Source organism: Paenibacillus sp. BIC5C1 (assembly GCF_032399705.1).
GTDB lineage: Bacteria > Bacillota > Bacilli > Paenibacillales > Paenibacillaceae > Paenibacillus > Paenibacillus taichungensis_A.
In genome coordinates, this window is sequence record NZ_CP135922.1 from 3,711,693 (window position 1) to 3,730,223 (window position 18,531).

The following is an 18,531-nucleotide window of genomic DNA, read 5'->3' on the forward strand; positions in this document are numbered from 1 at the left end:
CTCTCCTCTGTCCGCATAATAAATCCATTTTATGTACTCTAGAATATTGTACCTCTAAAATGTTATTTCATTGTTAAGCGGAACTTGCATGCTTCACGTTCATATTGTCAACTCTGAGGTCAATACATGGACAAAAGCAACTTAGCCATCCCACAGAGTGGGACGGCTTCAAACTGGCTATATATGTGTTCGCAGTTAAGCGGGTACCTGTCGTAACTCAAGCTTTCTTTTCATGATGCTATCGTTTGCGTCGGGCTGTCCGTACGATTCCATCAACAACAGTTTCAAACAACTGTGCCGGAAGATCATGTCCCATGCCTTCAAGTAACATGAATTCTGCACCAGAGATGGCATGAGCCGTGTCTTTTCCGCATGCTGGGACAAACATAGGGTCGTCCACCCCATGGATTACTAATGATGGAACATTTACTTTTGCCAATTGAGGACGCCGGTCTCCAGAAACAGCAATAGCTGCAATTTGCCGCCCTACACTCCCCGGATCATAAGCTCGCTGAACCTCTTCTCGAATAATTGAATGATATTCGTTCTCGTCAAATGGATAACCTGTACCGGCAATACGTCTGGCAAAAGCAACACTATGAGCTAAGTATCCTGCTTCATCCTCCATTGGGTTTGGTGCCGGACGAGTCATTAACGCCATTACATCAGGCGATGTTGGTGGGAGTTCGGGATTTCCTGTTGTTGACATGATGGAAGTAAGAGATAAAATACGCTCCGGATATCGGCTGGCAACAAGCTGAGCAATCATGCCGCCCATCGAGCGTCCAACGACATGTGCCTTTTGTATTCCAAGAGCATCTATCAGTCCAATCGTATCATCAGACATATCGTTGAGCGTGTATGGAATATCCGGGCGCTGTCCCGACATCAGAGTTTTTGCAAGTGCTTCAAAATCTAACGTAGCGTAATGGCTAAAGTGTGTGGATAGGCCGGTATCACGATTATCAAAGCGAATGACTCGAAATCCGCGCGCCGCCAACATCTCACAAAATGGAACGGTCCACCGGATCATTTGGGTTCCAAGCCCGGCAATCAGAAGAATGGTTTCGTCCTTTTCGTTGCCATAGCTATCATAGGCGAGATCAATACCGTTTACTTTTATTAACATATTCATTGTGCTATTCTCCTTAAATTGATGTATAGTCTGCGGTTTCACCAAAATGCTCCTAACTCTATTCCTATATGAATGCACCCTTGGCTAAAGTTTTAATATAGTCTCTGATATCAGGTGTCCAATCATCAATTAATCCATAAAAGAGATCCTCGTTCCCGGCATACAATGCTCTCAAAGCCTCCTCATACTGAGGGAAATCGCCAGCCATTGCCGTCATAAAATGATAACTTGCTTCTTGTGCGACGCGAACTTTACTTTCGTTCTCTCCCATACGGCGAGCTTCATCAATCAGTTTTCGCAGCGTTACAGAGGCCCCTCCGGGTTGAGCTTTAAGCCAGTCCCAATGCCTGGGAAGCAAAGTAACTTCACCAGACACCACGCCCAACTTGGGACGGCCAACCCTGCGAGAGGGTTGTTCATTTTCTTTCGTATCCGATATATGTCCAGCCTGGCTGTTTAATCGCTCAAGCACCTCAGCTGTGTTTCCACGAAAATCAATATCTAGTGGTTTACCCGTCAAATCGTCAAAAATAAGCAATTGTACGAACTTACTGTCCTCCAAGGTATCTTTTACAATTCCGACAACGTAATGTAATGTGCCTTTGGCAAAACAATCTTTCTCTAAAAAAGCAGTACAGCTTATTTGAGCAGGTGAAGCCTGCATTGTTATCCCTCCTTTTTCTTTCTTCCTCAATCATTATACCCGGGTAAAATAATAAAATCAATATTACCCGGGTATTATTCATTTCACATCCAGATATCAACAGCAGATTTTGATTTGAATAGTCTTTGTTGTAAAATCCTCGATATTCGCATTGACGTACGTACTCGCCCAGGTCATAACAAAAAACAGCCGCTGGGGGCTGTTTTTTAGGAATCAATTTTTTATAAACATGGATACTGAATCAGCAAAAGACTTGATGTCCGCTGTATATACGAAAAGCCGCTAAAATAGCGACTTCAATGGTAATATGTTCTGATCCTCGACAGTTAAATTTTTTTATCGATCTAACGTTTTTCTTTAGCGTAATAGAGAGTTGTTCGTAAAAAGTTAAGATGATCTTTCCTTGACTTAACTAAGGTAAATTATTTTGAAACTGTTTAAATCAGTCTCACGTCATCGGGACACTGCTGTCTTTTCTTTAGTGAATGCTTTAATCAAGTACGTTTTTCCGTGAGATACGTTCTGACAGGAGGAGCAGTATACATTGAAAATTGATTAAGTATCCCTTCCGGAGTTTGATCTAATAAGACCATATCACGAACGTTCGGTTGCATGAAACGTTCCCGGTCCATAACATTAAACATGGATACAATGGGATCGAAGTATTGATTAACGTTCAATAAACCACAAGGCTTTTGATGCAGGCCAAGCTGGCCCCAAGTAAATATCTCAAAATATTCTTCCAATGTCCCTGGCCCACCTGGGAGTGAAATAAATCCATCTGCTAATTCAGCCATTTTGGCTTTACGTTCATGCATAGAATCGACCATAATAAGTTCAGTCAAACCTTTATGCGCAATCTCACGAGTCTGTAAAAAATGAGGAAGCACTCCAATTACACGGCCCCTTTTTTCCAACACCGCATTAGCAACTTCTCCCATGAGTCCAGTAATAGCGCCTCCGTAAATCAGGGTGATTTCGCGTCTGGCTAGTTCATGACCCAGTTCTATTGCAGCTTCTTTGTAAATTGCAGATTTTCCTTCTTTGGAACCACAGAATACAGCGATTGATTTCATAGTTACATTTTCTCCATTTCTTTTGTTAAATGCTTCATACTTTCTATATATTACAGGTGAAACTATGACATCATTATGTCATAATTAGATTAAAAATTTTGGGGGATCTCCGTGAAAATTGAAAGAATTTTATCGATAGTGTTACTTTTGTTAGAACGTAAAAAAGTGAGTTCCTCTGAATTAGCGAAAATGTTTGAGGTCACTCCTCGTACTATCTTTCGAGATATCGAAACTATTACTAAAGCTGGAATTCCAATCACCTCTTCCCCTGGTGTGAATGGGGGCTTCAGTATTATGGAACGTTACAAATTTGAGAAGAAGATCTTTACGCAAGCGGAGATATTAGTTTTAATACTTGGATTGAACAGTATCCATTCAACTGTTTCTAGCGATGAAGTCTTGAATGCCATTGCTAAAGTGAAATCTTTGATCTCGGAAAACGAAAATCGACTGGTAGATAAACTAATAGCCATTGATCCTTCACCTTGGTTCGGAAGTACTCCTGTCAAACCACCTGAATTGGGGCAAATTAGAACCGCAATTGAAGAAGACCGCTTAATTACATTTGAATATCTAGATCCTTTTGAAGGTATGACTCCGTTGGAACTCTCCATTGAGCCTTGCCGATTAGTATTGAAGAATTCTGTGTGGTATATGCAAGGATTTTGTACAGAGAAAGGGGGGTTCCGAATGTTTAAGGTTTCCCGCATTTCTTCTCTTGTTACTCACCATGATACATTTAAGAAAAGACAAATTGAAGACGAGGTTTTAGATATAACGGAGAAAGAACTCATACACTTAACTCTGCTTTTTGACCAATCACTTATTCCTTATATGAGGGAGTACTGTGGAGAGAAGAACATTCGACTCTATGAAGGAGCTAAGTGGATAGCCAAGTTCCCCTTCATTGCAAATGATCATGGATATACTCATTTACTTAGCTTTGGGGACAAATGCGAGTGTATCGAGCCTGAACATGTAAGAAGCGAGTTGACCAAACGAATTGAGGGTATTTACAAAGTCTATTCCAATTAAAAAAACGCATCGATTTATTCCATCGGCACCTTTATTACACGCTTCAATGTCTCCTGCCTCGTGTTAAATAGCTCTGTAAAAAAAAGGATCGCACAGGCAGGGGATTATTACTTCCCTGCCCAATACGAGCGTCTACATCAAATTGCACTGAAAAGGTTGATTCAGGTGTCTATTTTAGCAATCGTTTCATTTCATGTAGCGATATTCTAGTAGATCCTTCAATTTTGAGATTTTCTGCAGCAGCTTCTCCCCGACATTGGTTTCCCTCACCAGCTTCCGCTCCAGTTCTTTGTCCACCAATCTTTTTACAGATAACACGTCCGTTCCGTTACATAGCACATCTTCTTTTGAATTAAATTTCTTATGGGCGACGAGCTGCATGCCAAAGGAATTGTACAACAAGGTATATCCGGCAATACCCGTTGTGGATTGATAGGCTTTGGAAAAACCGCCGTCAATCACAATCATTTTTCCGTTTGCTTTAACAGGGTTCTCTCCACGACTTTCTTTGACTGGCGTGTGGCCGTTAATGACATGTCCATGATCCGGATTCAATTCAAACTCCAGCAAGATTTTTCGACAGATCTCTTCATTTTCACGTAAATGGTAGTAAGGATTCTTTTTCTCTTTATGTGCTTCTTTATCTTGGATAAAATACCGTTCAAAAGTGGTCATTTCTCTCTTTCCAAAGAGCGAGGAACATTCCCCTGTCCAGATGTACCATACCATATCTGTCGCTAGATCTTCTGTCTCTTCCGGATGCGCAAAGGCATAACGTAAATAATCTTCAAAAACATCTAGCAATTGACGGCCCGCATATGTCTTGTCTTCAATCTGCATTTCTTCCATATTTCCTTCTTCATCCAAAGGAATACAGCCGTGGATTAACAAATTCCCGTTGTATTTTAAATAAAGGCTACCCTTTTTCATGAGAAAATTCATATGTCTGGCCAGCTTTTCGGAATGCTGAACGGAGAACAGCAGCTTTTCCATCACCTGACGTTCTTCCTCCAGCAATTGTTCAGGCTTCTCTGGATTTACGGTTGAGAAACAGGTGTTTTCCAGCAGGTACGTTTTTTCGCAGATTTTAATTTCATTTTTGTCGTAATCAATCTGTTCCAGCAACAGTCTTTCAGACATATTAAAGTTTGGGCGTCTCTTGATAATCGGGATTTCAAGTTTAAACTGGATCATAGCAATGGCTTGGTGAATTTTGGTGATCTGAAGAATTTCCTGCTCAGATACGTTATGGCCAGCCTGTAGCTTAGGTCTAAAGGGCGGATTGTCTTCATAGTATTTTTCCGCCAAGTTTAGCAGTGGACGTAGATTAATTCCGTATACATCTTCAATGATGTCCAGGTTGTCGTATCTGGCACAGATCCGGATAATGTTCGCAAGGCAGACCAGAGAACCCGCGTAGGCACCGATCCAGAGGACATCATGGTTCCCCCACTGAATATCTACAGAATGATAGTTGATTAGTGTATCCAAAATTTTATCGGGGTCCGGCCCCCGGTCATAAATATCTCCAACCACATGAAGATGGTCAACCACCAGACGCTGGGTCGTATAAGCAAGGCCAATAATGAGCTTGTCCGCCTGGCCCAAGGATATAATTTGCCGATATATTTCCTCGTAATAGGGATCCTTATTGTTGGTCGAATCCGTTTTATATAGAAGCTCTTCTACAATATACACATACTGCTCCGGCAGAGCTTTACGCAATTTCGAGCGCGTATACTTGGAAGAGGCATAAGAAATAAGCTTAAGCATTTGTTCAATCGTTTGTCTATACCACTGGTTCAAAGCCTGTTTATTGCTCAGTTCCCCTATAACCAGCTGTATTTTTTCTTCCGGATAATAAACCAACGCCGCAAACTCATTGATTTCTTGATCCGTCCAAGCCTCCCGGAATAATTCTTTGATTTTCTCTTTGACGGTACCCGAACCGTTTCTTAGTACATGTTGAAAAGCCTGGAACTCCCCATGCAAATCACTTACAAAATGCTCGGTTCCCTTAGGGAGATTGGAGATCGCTTCAAGGTTGATGATCTCTGTTATGATTTTTTCTTCCGTATCATATTTCTCGGCTAATAAATCTAGAAACTGCTCATCCAAAACAGATGTCCCCCTTCAAGGAAGTATGGTGATGCACAGATTAATAATGTTCGAAGATATCGCTCCATATGTGGCATTAATTTATAGGAAATTTTCAAGAACAATTCTATTGAACAATAGTTAAAAAGAAAAACATTAGGTTTTTGGTATCTCTTACTGTATGGTTCACAATAAAAATAAAATTATTTATATAGTGATTATCAACATTGCCTTCCCCATCATACTCCAGTTTCGCATATATGAACAAATTTCATTAATTAAGCCCAAAGTGAATTTTAATGATACAACTGCTCTTCAGTTATTTTGAAAAACGGTAAAACTTAAATTAATTAAGATGCCATTCAATGGAAGTGTCATAAAAGTTTTACTGGACCTATAAGTGTTTCACACTGACCACATCTGGTTTGCTTAAATCCCAGCTCCGATATATACCGATAAAATAAAAAAGCCGCCAAAATAGCGACTTCCATGGGAATATGTTCTTGTCCTTCGACAATTATTGAAGTTCTTTCATTAAGTCGGAAAATCAGTCAGCCAATCTCTACTCAAATTTCCTTGCTGGTCCCTTGAATACGGTCTAACTCTTCCGGTAAGCAACTTTGTGAAAAGCATTAATATAACGAAACAGTGCTTCACCGTCATCAGGCACATGCGTGCTTTTATCCAGTGGCAGCATCATTGCTTGATACGGCTCTGGCACCATTCTATATTGATGGACATAGGAAGTCAGGATGAACCCGTTACGTTGCCAGAACTGAATGCGTTCCTGATGAGCCTCCGTTGTCCCGGACTCCGCCTCGATAATCATACCTTTGATCCCGTGTTCCTTTAACGCCCAGTCTCTGAGCTGATCTAGCATCCAGGTCCCAATGCCCAACCCGCGCAGCTTCTGTTCAACCGCGAGGTAATCGATGATCAGGATGCGCTCCCCAGCCTGCCCCTCCAGTCCAGTAACAGCCATTGCAACCACTTCTCCATGATGCACGCCCATGTGTAAATAACCAATCCCCCGGTCCAGCATACTGTGCAGAATCGCTTTTGTCTTAGCGCCGCTTTGAAAAGCTTCATGATAGATCCGCTCCATCTGCGCCCACAATGCTTCATCCCACTCCTCTATAGTAGTAAACTCTAATTCCTGCATCTCATTCGCCTCCAGATAAAAGTAGCGTTCCGAGCTCTACTTCTAGATGATATTCAATACCGGTTGTTTCCGATAAAATAAAAAGCCGCTATAATAGCGACTTTAATGGGAATATGTTCTCGTCCCTCGACGTTTATTTAATAACTTCAACCTTTTTATCCCCAGCTGTCTTCGCTACCTCTAACGTTGTTTTACCTTGGATAGCGACTATCACGCCAGTAGCCAGCATGGAAACGATTAAAGCTGCGCTGAGAGCTGTGGAAATTTTCTTCTTGACCATAATCAAACCTCCAATATGTATTATGTAATAAACAACTCAAGACTATTACGAGCCCAGGGTGACTACATGACTGCGGTAATATGATTACAATATTTCACTTTTTTTCTTAGGTAATCCACCTGGTGATTGTATTATAACGTACTGACAATGATTGTAAAAGGATTTTTTCCTTGTGTTCAAATAAAATATAGTATTAGGCGCAGAAAATAAAGTTGTCGACTAACCCCGTCAATTATGCTCAATCTTCTCCAAGCCTGATCGGACTGCTTCCATCCGCTTGTAACTTGATGACCGCATCCTCATATTGCTTTTTCTTCGCTTCCCTTAGATTGGCAACGTATCGTTGCCTCGCCTATTCAAATTGTGCTTCCGTACCGTAGCGATAGACAAAATAAGGGCTGCCTGTCCTTTAAGCGTCCGGGAGGACGGCAGCTGAAATTTTCGGAACTGCAATAATCCCTGCACCGACGATTGTAACAATAGTTCCGAAAACAATAAGCGCAGGTAAAAGTCCTACGAACGTTGATAATGAACCTACACCAATCGTAGGAATTGCCATCCCAGTGTAGCCCGCAAGATAATACGTGGAAATAATGGTAGGACGTTCGGCAGGTTCTCCTAAACTGCCAGCTAATTGCATACTTGCTTGAAATGTCCAACCATTACCAATGGCTAACATAATCATTCCGACAATTAATAAAAACATACTTGATGTGAATCCTGCCGAAATCATAACCCAGGCACCTATGAGCAACAAAACAATTCCTACTTGAATACGATGATTGGTTCGACTTGGCCATGCAATCTGTTGTGCAATTGCTCCACCACCAAGAAAAATAAGAAGTAACAAACCAGACCAAGCCAGATTATTCGAGTGTAAAATGGTGTGAACAAATGTTGGAATTAGAGAGATAACTACCCCATTTAAAGCAAGCATTACAAACACAGCGGGGCAAACAAAAAATATAAACATCGTTCGGGATTTCGAGGGGATTCCAAGTCGAAGTCGAATCGGAGTCTGCTTATTTTTCTTTTCATTCGTAGGTGGTAAAGAAAGTAATAATCCCATCGCAATCAATAACAGAACGAGTAATACCACGTATGGAAAAATTTCAGAACTAAACGAAGAGTATTGGACAATCAATCCACAAATTGCTGGACCTAGACCGAATCCCAATAAAGTCGCCATACTGGAATAAGCGAGCGAACGTTTTATATGCTGCTGGGAAGTGTGGTGTAATAATAATGCATTACTTGTTCCCATAAAAGCGCCTAAAGCAATTCCTTCTACTGCTCTTGCCAAATATAACATCCAAGGAGATGTTGCACCAATGAAAGTAATACCCCCATAGTTACCATCCATTTTGTACCTCTTCTTTCAAGCCGCTATAATAGCGGCACATTTCCAGCAAAATAATCATCTTCAATTTTTTTATCACTATGACTCTGGCGGGCTTACCCCCAGGAAATGAAGAAGAACCGATCACTTCTTCATGACCGGCTCTTCTCATTAAAATTTTATAGATATCGCGAAATTATGTCTCTTGTGCAATATGTGTATTATCAGGCGCTTTTTGGTTCATGATTGGAACCATGACCAGTGCGCCAAGAAGAAATAATAATCCTGCACCACTATAGATTGTACCAAGCGAAAAGGCTCCCTTTAATGCGCCAGCGAAAGACATGGAAACGACCATCATGCCAACGAACATCGGATTCAAAACCCCGTTCACCCGGCCGACAATCGAAGCGTCTGACCATTTCAGAATCATTGTGCTGATCCCAATATGAATGCACGGGAAAACAAGTCCATTCAGAAATTGAACGGTCAGGGTGAGTGGCACGCTTGTCGAATACCCTACAATGGCTGTGCAGATTGCGCCTGCGATCATACCTATTGCGAGAAGAATCTGCGGCGGAACCCGCTTGGCGAAAGCGGCCACGATCCCACCACCAATCAGCATAGCTGCACCATTAACCATTAGCAGATACTGCAGGAATTCCTTGCTTCTGCCCAGCCGCTCCGTTACGATAAACAGGTTGAGCGCTTGGGCTACGCCAACAGCCAGTCCCGCGAGAATAAATGCCAGTCCGAGCATCCGCAGTACTTGGCTTCGCCAAACATAGCGGAAGCCTTCAATGAATTCTTTACGGAACTGCCCTTTTACAGCGACGGTTTGAGATTGCATTTGATCTTCTGGCAGACGAATAAGAACGAGTGCAGAGAGCAGAAATACCAGGCCCATGACAGCGATTGATATTTCAAGGCCAAGTGTGCTGTATACGAAGGTTCCGAGCATAGGACCAAGCACCATGAAGATGGCCATCAGTGATTGGAATAGAGCCATCCCTTGCTGGAGCTGTTCTTCTGGCACATGATACTTAAACAAACGCATGCTTGAAGGTTGAGAGAACTGGGAAAGAATAGCTGAGATGAATGCGACAAGGTAAACGGAGTGCCAAGAACCGTAATGTATGGTCAGAAGTACTACGAATACCGATACCGCGGATAATAAATCGCACCAGATCATCGTTCGCTTTGGCCGCCAGCGGTCGGCAAATGTACCTCCAATGAACGAAAAAACAAAAATTGGTGCGAATTCGGCTACGCTGATTAGCGAAATAGCGTATGGATCATTGTTTGTTCTCTCCGCAACGTACAGAAGAATTGCGAAATTACGTACCCAAATGCCAACCTGCAGGAGCACGCTTGATAATAAAATCGTCTGCAGGAACCGATTGCGAAACAAGCTTGGTGCATTCATGTTTTTTTCGTGCCGCTCCAATCTTTTCAACCTCCAATTTGTTCAAAAAGATTCCCATTTTGAGTAAGATATGACTCTCCTTTCAATTCCTAATTATACGGACTTCCACATCGTTCACCTCATACTAAAGACTGAATTTTCAGAGTGCGTCTCCCAAAAGAGATCCAGCCCGATAATGTACAGTTCACCAACACAGTTAATTATGTCTACTCGGCTTTTACCTATGCCTATACAAGTGTTCAACCTTACGTGTTTCGGAAAATTGATGTTCTGAGAAAATAAAGTTTCAGACTGAATCCAATAAATAAAGCAGCGACAGAACAAGACTTAATAAATAAAGTCTTAGACTGCCGCTGTTGTTGTTCAATTATCGTTTCCGTTAGTTTAGTCAAGGATTTCCGGTTTGATATCATTTTGACTTAAAAATTTCATTAAATCATTACTCAACTGCATAATCTCATTGTTAGCATTACTCGCATAATCCGGCAACATCATATCTCTAACCATCTTAGTTCGTAGCCATGTCATAAAGACAAGATCCAAAAATAAGTTTGGAAATTTAAGAACCATGTTAAGCATTGGCGGATCAATTGAAACGCCAGCTTTTTGAATTGCCCTTAGATACGCTTTTAAAGTGACTGTTATTTTGCGTGCTGTCTTTCTGGTTCTGGCAGTTTTATTGTCAATTGTCTTATTTCCAGACTGTAAAAAGCTTAACATGGCAATGTCTGATACGGAATGTGTAATTAGATACGCTTGCATATCCTTTTTAATAACGTAAGGAAGCTTTGCTGTTTTAAATAATATTGCGAGATTTTCTATGCGCTCTGTTACTACACCATTAATTTCTCCAAATGCAGTTGCCGCTATAATCTTTGGTAGAAATCGAGTATGCAATACGCCATCTTTAATCTGTCCACCGAAACCGGGAAAAGCTGGTAAAAGTCTGTCCCCTATGATATCCAGCCATGAAGAAAATCCAATCGAATTACTGGTCATCGTAACTATATTTTTGCTTTGATTATCTTTTAGTGCTAACAAAGCTGATTCGGAGCGATCATAACGAACGGTAACGAAAATAAAATCGTATATATCATCATTTTCGAGCCTATCAATGACATTCACTTTTATCGATCTAACTGTATTTTTTTCTTTATATTGCAGGCCATTTTCTCTTAATGATTTAGATCTATTAGATTGTGCAAACAGGGTAACATCAACCCCTGCTTCAATAAGCTTAATTGCGTACATGCTCCCGATCACACCTGCACCAAAGATTAAAATTCTATCTTTTTTTGCTGACATATAAGCCACCCCTATTTATTAACAATTAGTTTCTATTATCCGACAACATGTTGTATGATGTGATTGTAAATCTTTATTATTTCTTGATCAACCATCAGTTTTTCATGATTTGTCGGATGATAATCTTATTGCTATTAGGAGGGAAACATGAAAAAGCAACCCCAAATAACGGAGAAAACAAGACAAAAATTTGTAGAAGTTTTCTGTGAGTTATATAGCCAAAAGCCGATTGAGAAAATTTCGGTTCAGGAAATTTCGAACAAGTCAGGATTTAACCGAAGCACTTTTTATCAATACTTTACTGACATTTACGAATTGTTAGACTCTGTTGAAAATGATTTATTGAATGAATTGAAAAAAGAAATGGCGAATAAAGAGCTATCGGTGAATATGGTTCAAGATACGCTTAATTGTCTGGACAAAAGAGAACATCTCCTGGTTCTTAATGCCCTTTTGGGTGATTACGGAAGTACCCGTTTTTTAAAACGCTTAAAAAAAGAAATCACTTTGAATCAATTAGAATTAAACGTGCCACAAAACCATTCCTTAACACCATACTTCATTGAGTTTTATCTGACAACCTCCCTTTCTTTATTTCGTCTTTGGCTCCAGCGTCAAAAAGATTTATCGTCAGAAGAATTTTTCAAGTTAGTGGAGAACTTATACTCAAGAGGAATTACGCCCTATTCAAAAGAATGAGTCTGTCATGTGCTTCGGTTCTCCGCGCTGTCTGTGACGGCAAGTTAAAGGCCATCCTTCGCCGGATGGCCCTGATTTTGATCTCGCTTTATACAACTATTCTTCTCCCATAGGTTGATGTAGATGTTCCGCTGGCTTTTCAATTTCCCGACGTTCGCGGAACTGCCCATGTGGAGCTGGACTTATCCCATGGAGCCGTATTCGAGCCGGACGTAGCGAAGTACGCCGCACCGGAATATTGATTTTACGCTTCTGATGCAGCGTGAGCCGGCTGCGTTGAGTCAGTCCCTCCGTTAGTAAAATTCCATGCTTTCAAGTTAATGAATACTATTATGAATGCTTTTAAATTCTTGAACAAAATCAATCGGCAACATAGGTTCGTCAGAAGCGGCTACTCGTTGAAGCTCTTTTAACCAGTTCATTGTTTCTTCATTCAAATTTGACACATCATTTGCTTGATGAAAATAAACATACAGCAATGCATGACGTAATTTAATAAAATCTTGTAAATATACTATTTCTTCTTCTTGGATTGTATTATTCTTCAGATATCCTTTCATAAAATGGCGGAAAAACAATCTATAATATTCCGTTTTATTTTCAAATTCCTTAAACGGATAAGAAAGTGCATAGTACAATGTAATCCCAATATCGTTTACGAAATATGTATAACCGCAATCATCAAAATCGAACAAATAAATGTCTCCGTTATGCAGATAAAAATTACTTTGATGAAAATCAGTATGTGTCAAACCGTATGTATCTTTGGACTTGGGCAGAGAAGCAAGTTTTGTTAATCTTTCTTTTAGAATTGAAATCATTACATCATCAGGTCGCAGATATTTCTCCGCCTTTAATTGAACTTCTTGATCCCAGGCTTGTCGTTTAAACGCCGGATTACTCCATTCATAACTCTTTGTGGCATGATGAATTCCCCCCAGAAATTCGCCCCATTTTTCGTAAAGCGATTCATTCCAATCTTCAACCGACACTTCTTTTCCAAGAGACATTTCGTATGAAATAGCTAGGAACGAACCATTTTCTGAAGCAATTTCTTCAACCATATTACCCCTGGTCGATGGAACAGCATTTGAAACTGCCAGTCCTTTATTCGACAAAAAATTTAAGAATTCAATTTCACCCTGTATATTATTTCTTGATCTTCTAATTGTATGTGAAATTTTCAATATGAAAGATTCATTGTTTTTATGGTATTCATAAACAAAGCTTTCATAACCGCCCAATAAACGAACGGTGTCATTATTTTTTTCTAAAGAAATCGAACTTAATCACATAATCAAAAAGAGACGTAATTACAACAACTCCGAGTGGAAACAATGAATATACCCAAAACGGATTATTTGGAGCTTCACCAGGGGGGCATCAGTTAAAAAAACATAAAGAACAACACAATAAATTACGGCCACTACAATACCTGTTATGTTTCTATTTTTCATAGCTGTTTTCCACCTCTTGTTCACCTCATTAACCATTAAGTACTGATCACACAGCATCAAGGTTAAATTAAACATAAACTAATCTTTATAAATTAACTCATTATAATAGGAGTCCCATTCTCCTGTTACAAACCTAGCATTGACTGCTTTTTCTAAACTAACAGGTGACCAAGACTCCAACTCGGGAACATTTTCAATCTCTGAAGCACTGGGGTCTTCATTTACAACATCACCCTTATGATCCACCAACAGATATCCATTTTCAGTTTCCACTTTGTACAAAGGAAATGTCATGCTTAATATTGGCCCATTTCCAATCACATTCCAGATGCCATCTTCAATCCTAGAATTCACAGTCTGTATTAAGAAAATGATTGGTTTCGACGTGATTTCACTGACCTTTGGGTGTTCCATTGATACCAGATCATATACAACCATACAATCTGATATCCTTCCTTCAGAAACAACTTGTCCATAACAATAACGAGTCTGATCAAGTCTTATCGCGAAGACATCTCCTAACTTCACTTTAACCCTTTTCTTTCCTGCCATTACTGGCCTCCCATACTATAACGGCTTTTTAACAGATAACGTTGTTCACGATGTTAGTCAAAATATGTCACTCACAATGATATTTCCCCATAAACTTTTTAATGTTTTATCATTAATCTTGAACTCATTTAATAGTTGCTCAACGGACTCATACTTAATTTGCGATTCCTCATTTTCCTTAATACAGTACCAGCCACTTTCATTATAACTGATTAAGAAATGAGTATCATTCAAGTCAAATTCTATTTCGTGTCCACGATTTAAGTCTTCAGTGAATTCATCGTAACTATACATCTTGAGTCTCCCTTCACGATCTCCATAGACTTCTATGAAGCTTCCAATCATGTTCATGTGGGACCTTTAAGGTATTTCTTTAAATTTCCATGAGATGATCGATGTTTTTTAACATTACCATTTTTATTATTTCTCTATGCTTGAAGCCCAATTTTTAAAGTAAACTAGTATCTCTTCTAGATTCATTGCTCCTCCTGCACCATGAAACACTCCATCCCTCACAATACAGTAAAACCAATCTTTATCATTTCTCTCTTCTTCTACCGAATCAAAAAACATATCCTCTAAATAAGTATCTGTCAAGTCGATTTCAACAGACCAACCGGGATTATCCACTGTATCAATTTTCACACCATATGAATGTTCCCAATCCCCGTTGCAGTTTTCATAATACCAGTTCTGAAGCCATTTTAATGTATTCATTATCTACACCTCTTTTTTTGAAATTTATACCATATACTTAGAATATTTACGAAATGAAAAATTTGCTAAAGTTTTCCCTCCCCCAAATACTTATTGATTTCTGGGTAAAAAATCCTATTTCAATGAAGATTACATTGCTTGAAGATTTTTGCTATGCTGAATGCAAACATTTAGATATGGGAGACAGAGCATTAATGCCTAAAATACTGATCGTGGACGATGAAGCAGATCTTCGAAAGTTGCTGACCGATTACTTTGAAATAAACGGATATTCCGTCATAACGGCCAAGGACAGCCGGGAGGCGCTGCGGAAGGTGGAACAACAACCCGATCTCGTTTTGCTAGATATCAACATGCCTGAGCAGAACGGCCTTCAATTATGCGAGAAAATTCGAGACTTTGTCTCTTGCCCGATCTTATTTTTAACAGCTCGAATCGAAGACGCAGATAAAATAGCCGGGTTTCGGGCCGGAGGCGATGACTATATCCTGAAACCTTTCAGCATTCGCGAACTGGGAGCCAGGGTCGAAGCGCATATGCGCAGGGAACAGCGAACCCAAAGCAAATCCTCGGTAAGGTTTAGTGATGACTTGGTTATTGACTACACAGCCCGGGAACTCTACTACCGGGAGAGGCGAATTCCTCTGGCCAAAAAAGAGTTCGACATTATCGAATTGCTGTCCACGCATCCCGGCATGGTGTTCGAAAAAGAACGCATGTACGAAACGATTTGGGGCATGGACAGTCTGGGCGACAGCAGCGTGATCGCGGAGCATATCCGGCGTATTCGCTCCAAATTAAAGGAATACAGCTGCGATAACCGAATCGAAACAGTTTGGGGAGTCGGATACAAATGGCTAAACTCATAAATAGGCCGCTGCTAAAGCGATTTACCTTATTGCAATCTTTTATCCTGTTGTGCGTGGTCACGCTCATTGCTGTGCTGGTCGTCATAACATTGGAGTTCTCTTGGGCAGAGAATCTGCGCCTGCGTTTTGGAGAAAAGGATTGGGTGCTGCCCTCCCTCGTTGCGGCTGTGCTGCTAACCGTGGCCACTGGAATTATCACCATGGCAGTTCTATTTTATAGATGGAAACTAAAACGTCCGCTGGAGTTATTAAAGCAAGCATCCGAAAGCATTTCGGCCAACGATTTAAGCTTCAGAATCTCCTATGACAGCCGGGACGAGATGGGCGAGTTGATCGCGGTATTTGAAAACATGCGTTCACAGTTGGAGAAAAACGTAAAGACGCTCTGGCGTTCAGTTGAGGAGCGGAAGCAGCTCAATGCGATTTTTGCCCATGATCTGAGAACACCCCTGTCAGTGTTAAAAGGAAACGCTGAGCTTCTCGCCACCTATCTGCCCGAGAAGAAGTTATCGGAAGAAAAGGTGTTGGATCTGATTCAGACCATGAACCTTCACATCTTGCGTCTGGAGAGCTATGCGGAGGCCATGAACTCGATTCAGAGGCTGGAGGATGTCCTGTTAAACATCAAGTCGATGGATACGATCTCATTGACGACTTTACTGGACAGCAGTGGCGAACAAATAGCAAGGAATTTCGGTATATGCTTCGTCTCTTCTTTGAAATATGATAATGCCTTAATACATGTGGATCCCTATCTTGTCATGCAGATTTTCGAAAATGTGGTGGCCAATGGGGTCAGATACGCAGCCAGTCAAGTGAACGTTCGTTATGACCTTCTGGAAGGCACGCTGAAAATCACCGTTTCAGACGACGGTCCTGGTTTCTCGGACGAAGCCCTGTATAAGGCTGTACTCCCTTTTTATCGTGGCGAAGTGTGGGATGCGACCGAACATCGCGGGTTGGGGCTTTACGTTTGCAAGGTGTTTTGCGAAAAACATGAAGGAAGTCTCCAGGTCGCAAACGGATCTCACGGCGGCGGAAACGTGACGGTAAGCATTGGGACCCAAGTTGATAAATAGTTGAAAATTATCTGATAGCATTTCCTTATCTTGAATTCAAGGAGTGTTATCATGTTAAAAATGAAAAGAAGAATGTATATCACAATCAGCTGTTTGTTGTTGTTGTTATCTACCATGTGCAATACCTCCGTATCCGCCAATGAAGCCAGAGACAGGACAGAAGTCTTGCAGGAGATCGACGAATATATGACTCGGAGCATGAAGGCCAATCACATTAAGGCTGCTTCGCTGGCGATTGCCAATAACGATGAGGTCTTCTACGCAAAAGGCTACGGGACATTCGCGGATGGTCAAAGCGTTACGGAAGAAACCCCTTTTCCTATTGCTTCGTTAAGCAAGTCCTTTACCGCATTGGCCGTTCTGCAGCTGGCGGACAAAGGCATGATTGACCTGGATGCGACTTACGCCTCCTATTTTCCCGAGCTTTCTCCTAAGGATCCCCGTGTTCTTGACATCACGATCCGTCATTTATTGAATCAGACCAGTGGTCTCAATGACAAAGTAAATCCCGATATGACGAGAAATCCGCAATTCCAATCGCTGAATGAGACCAACCGATTATTAAACAAGGTTCAACTTGCCCATAATCCAGGAACAGCATACAGCTATCATAATCCCAATTACGTATTGCTGGCGAACCTCGTGGAAAGCGTCAGCGGTGAATTCTTTTCCGATTACCTGAAACAACATATTTTTGAACCGTTAGGAATGAACCATACCTTTAGCGTCACCTCGACGCAGCAAATCAATGATAATAAAACGATTCCGCTAGGACATTACTTGAGTTTGGGACGTTCCATAGGTCAATCGGAACCGCTTTGGTTCATTGAGGGCCCCGCAGGCATCGCTTCAACCGCGGAGGACATGTCCCTATGGATGCTTGCCCAATATCACGGCAGCTTGCTTTCCCCTGCATTGATGAAACAATATCATACAGCCGGAGCCATCGGTCCGTACGGCATGGGCTGGCTTGCTGACCATGACGAGTCCGGCGGCCAAACGATTTCCCATAGTGGCATTTTCTGGACGTACAAGTCGGAAGAAATAGTTTATTTGGACGATCAAATGGGTATCGCGGTGATGTTTAATTCCGGATTAAACGCTTTTGTGAATTACTCGGCTTTCATCGATGGAATCGCGGATATAATGAGGGGGGAGAAGCCCACAATCTCTTTTCTGAACGGCAGAAATATGGAAACAATCATGATTCTGCTGATCCTGGCTACCTTTATATGGAGCGTGTACACCTATTTTCGCATCCGTCGGAGGAACAAACGCCTAACGATCAGCAAATTGATTCTAATAACTGTCGGAAGGCTGATCCCGGTTCTAATTCTCTTGTCTCTATCTCCTCTGGTGACGTTTATCGGCGGAGGACGCGTGCTGCCTTGGTTCGGCATCTGGACTACCCTGTCGTCTCCAATCATATGGCTTGTTGTATGGTCGATATTCAATTTCGTACATTTGGCTTGCTATTATTACATCTATGTTGAGAACAAAAAGAACGGCTATGCATAGACATTTCAATTCCTCCAAATAAACAAAAGTGCTACTCCTCAAAATAATGAGGAGTAGCACTTTTGATATACTTACCTTACTTCGGTTCTAATCACTTAAGGTTTAATGGATTGCCTCAAAC

At 41.1% G+C, this 18,531-nt stretch carries 18 protein-coding genes; 5 read left to right on the top strand and 13 right to left on the bottom strand.

Annotation, left to right across the window (positions count from 1 at the left end; translation table 11 throughout):
- Positions 1–238: 238 nt before the first annotated feature.
- The 3 genes from RS891_RS16595 to RS891_RS16605 all read right to left on the bottom strand — a co-directional run bounded on the left by RS891_RS16595 (position 239) and on the right by RS891_RS16605 (position 2,875).
- The gene (locus RS891_RS16595; RefSeq protein WP_315792399.1) at positions 239–1,135 is read right to left on the bottom strand and encodes an alpha/beta fold hydrolase; all 897 of its coding nucleotides are present in this window, start codon (positions 1,133–1,135) and stop codon (positions 239–241) included.
- Between the two features lie 64 nt (positions 1,136–1,199).
- Positions 1,200–1,799, bottom strand: coding sequence for a DUF2239 family protein (locus tag RS891_RS16600; RefSeq protein ID WP_113055534.1), 600 nt, complete (start codon positions 1,797–1,799; stop codon positions 1,200–1,202).
- Between the two features lie 494 nt (positions 1,800–2,293).
- A complete protein-coding gene (locus tag RS891_RS16605) occupies positions 2,294–2,875 on the bottom strand; it encodes an LOG family protein (RefSeq protein ID WP_315792400.1) in 582 nt (193 codons plus the stop codon).
- 111 nt (positions 2,876–2,986) lie between these two features.
- Between RS891_RS16605 and RS891_RS16610 the strand changes: the two genes are divergently transcribed.
- Positions 2,987–3,910 (top strand): helix-turn-helix transcriptional regulator, encoded by a 924-nt coding sequence (locus tag RS891_RS16610; protein ID WP_315792401.1) that lies wholly within the window; start codon positions 2,987–2,989, stop codon positions 3,908–3,910.
- A 186-nt stretch (positions 3,911–4,096) separates the two neighbouring features.
- Here RS891_RS16610 and RS891_RS16615 read toward each other — a convergent pair whose 3' ends face one another.
- The 6 genes from RS891_RS16615 to RS891_RS16640 form a co-directional block, all read right to left on the bottom strand.
- Positions 4,097–6,028, bottom strand: a complete 1,932-nt coding sequence (locus RS891_RS16615; protein ID WP_315792402.1) for a fructose-1,6-bisphosphatase — start codon at positions 6,026–6,028, stop codon at positions 4,097–4,099.
- A gap of 577 nt (positions 6,029–6,605) precedes the next feature.
- Positions 6,606–7,169 carry a GNAT family N-acetyltransferase gene (locus RS891_RS16620; RefSeq protein ID WP_113055530.1) on the bottom strand — a complete coding sequence of 188 codons (564 nt, stop codon included), beginning with the start codon at positions 7,167–7,169 and terminating at the stop codon, positions 6,606–6,608.
- A gap of 133 nt (positions 7,170–7,302) precedes the next feature.
- Complete coding sequence (locus tag RS891_RS16625; protein WP_179132638.1) at positions 7,303–7,449, bottom strand: hypothetical protein; 147 nt, start codon at positions 7,447–7,449, stop codon at positions 7,303–7,305.
- Positions 7,450–7,858: 409 nt separating this feature from the next.
- Positions 7,859–8,812 (bottom strand): MFS transporter, encoded by a 954-nt coding sequence (locus RS891_RS16630; protein WP_315792404.1) that lies wholly within the window; start codon positions 8,810–8,812, stop codon positions 7,859–7,861.
- Between the two features lie 172 nt (positions 8,813–8,984).
- Entirely contained in the window at positions 8,985–10,235 is a 1,251-nt protein-coding gene (locus RS891_RS16635) for an MFS transporter (protein ID WP_315792405.1), read from the bottom strand.
- Positions 10,236–10,598: 363 nt separating this feature from the next.
- Positions 10,599–11,519 carry a ketopantoate reductase family protein gene (locus RS891_RS16640; protein WP_315792406.1) on the bottom strand — a complete coding sequence of 307 codons (921 nt, stop codon included), beginning with the start codon at positions 11,517–11,519 and terminating at the stop codon, positions 10,599–10,601.
- A gap of 147 nt (positions 11,520–11,666) precedes the next feature.
- Here RS891_RS16640 and RS891_RS16645 point away from each other — a divergent pair, with 147 nt between their 5' ends.
- Entirely contained in the window at positions 11,667–12,218 is a 552-nt protein-coding gene (locus tag RS891_RS16645) for a TetR/AcrR family transcriptional regulator (RefSeq protein WP_315792407.1), read from the top strand.
- Between the two features lie 317 nt (positions 12,219–12,535).
- Here the strand turns inward: RS891_RS16645 and RS891_RS16650 are convergent, their stop codons facing one another.
- The 4 genes from RS891_RS16650 to RS891_RS16665 form a co-directional block, all read right to left on the bottom strand.
- The gene (locus RS891_RS16650; RefSeq protein WP_315792409.1) at positions 12,536–13,462 is read right to left on the bottom strand and encodes a phosphotransferase enzyme family protein; all 927 of its coding nucleotides are present in this window, start codon (positions 13,460–13,462) and stop codon (positions 12,536–12,538) included.
- A 291-nt stretch (positions 13,463–13,753) separates the two neighbouring features.
- Positions 13,754–14,227 carry an Imm26 family immunity protein gene (locus tag RS891_RS16655; protein WP_113056415.1) on the bottom strand — a complete coding sequence of 158 codons (474 nt, stop codon included), beginning with the start codon at positions 14,225–14,227 and terminating at the stop codon, positions 13,754–13,756.
- A gap of 57 nt (positions 14,228–14,284) precedes the next feature.
- Positions 14,285–14,521 carry a hypothetical protein gene (locus RS891_RS16660; protein ID WP_113056414.1) on the bottom strand — a complete coding sequence of 79 codons (237 nt, stop codon included), beginning with the start codon at positions 14,519–14,521 and terminating at the stop codon, positions 14,285–14,287.
- Between the two features lie 126 nt (positions 14,522–14,647).
- Entirely contained in the window at positions 14,648–14,944 is a 297-nt protein-coding gene (locus tag RS891_RS16665; RefSeq protein WP_113056413.1) for an immunity 53 family protein, read from the bottom strand.
- 194 nt (positions 14,945–15,138) lie between these two features.
- Between RS891_RS16665 and RS891_RS16670 the strand changes: the two genes are divergently transcribed.
- The 3 genes from RS891_RS16670 to RS891_RS16680 are packed head-to-tail and all read left to right on the top strand — an operon-like array spanning position 15,139 to position 18,410.
- Positions 15,139–15,813 (top strand): response regulator transcription factor, encoded by a 675-nt coding sequence (locus RS891_RS16670; RefSeq protein WP_113056421.1) that lies wholly within the window; start codon positions 15,139–15,141, stop codon positions 15,811–15,813.
- Positions 15,798–16,892, top strand: a complete 1,095-nt coding sequence (locus tag RS891_RS16675) for a HAMP domain-containing sensor histidine kinase (RefSeq protein WP_315792418.1) — start codon at positions 15,798–15,800, stop codon at positions 16,890–16,892. Before RS891_RS16670 ends, RS891_RS16675 begins: the two co-directional genes overlap by 16 nt.
- 51 nt (positions 16,893–16,943) lie before the next feature.
- Positions 16,944–18,410: a serine hydrolase domain-containing protein gene (locus RS891_RS16680; protein ID WP_315792420.1), complete on the top strand. Its 1,467-nt coding sequence runs from the start codon at positions 16,944–16,946 to the stop codon at positions 18,408–18,410.
- Positions 18,411–18,531 lie beyond the last annotated feature (121 nt).

Excerpts from the sequence above, each read along its gene's own strand:
- RS891_RS16625 (WP_179132638.1), bottom strand. The coding sequence starts at position 7,449 with ATGGTCAAGAAGAAAATTTCCACAGCTCTCAGCGCAGCTTTAATCGTT.
- RS891_RS16620 (WP_113055530.1), bottom strand. The coding sequence starts at position 7,169 with ATGCAGGAATTAGAGTTTACTACTATAGAGGAGTGGGATGAAGCATTG.
- RS891_RS16675 (WP_315792418.1), top strand. The coding sequence starts at position 15,798 with ATGGCTAAACTCATAAATAGGCCGCTGCTAAAGCGATTTACCTTATTG.
- RS891_RS16640 (WP_315792406.1), bottom strand. The coding sequence starts at position 11,519 with ATGTCAGCAAAAAAAGATAGAATTTTAATCTTTGGTGCAGGTGTGATC.
- RS891_RS16595 (WP_315792399.1), bottom strand. The coding sequence starts at position 1,135 with ATGAATATGTTAATAAAAGTAAACGGTATTGATCTCGCCTATGATAGC.
- RS891_RS16655 (WP_113056415.1), bottom strand. The coding sequence starts at position 14,227 with ATGGCAGGAAAGAAAAGGGTTAAAGTGAAGTTAGGAGATGTCTTCGCG.
- RS891_RS16680 (WP_315792420.1), top strand. The coding sequence starts at position 16,944 with ATGTTAAAAATGAAAAGAAGAATGTATATCACAATCAGCTGTTTGTTG.
- RS891_RS16605 (WP_315792400.1), bottom strand. The coding sequence starts at position 2,875 with ATGAAATCAATCGCTGTATTCTGTGGTTCCAAAGAAGGAAAATCTGCA.
- RS891_RS16665 (WP_113056413.1), bottom strand. The coding sequence starts at position 14,944 with ATGAATACATTAAAATGGCTTCAGAACTGGTATTATGAAAACTGCAAC.
- RS891_RS16670 (WP_113056421.1), top strand. The coding sequence starts at position 15,139 with ATGCCTAAAATACTGATCGTGGACGATGAAGCAGATCTTCGAAAGTTG.
- RS891_RS16630 (WP_315792404.1), bottom strand. The coding sequence starts at position 8,812 with ATGGATGGTAACTATGGGGGTATTACTTTCATTGGTGCAACATCTCCT.
- RS891_RS16600 (WP_113055534.1), bottom strand. The coding sequence starts at position 1,799 with ATGCAGGCTTCACCTGCTCAAATAAGCTGTACTGCTTTTTTAGAGAAA.
- RS891_RS16660 (WP_113056414.1), bottom strand. The coding sequence starts at position 14,521 with ATGTATAGTTACGATGAATTCACTGAAGACTTAAATCGTGGACACGAA.
- RS891_RS16645 (WP_315792407.1), top strand. The coding sequence starts at position 11,667 with ATGAAAAAGCAACCCCAAATAACGGAGAAAACAAGACAAAAATTTGTA.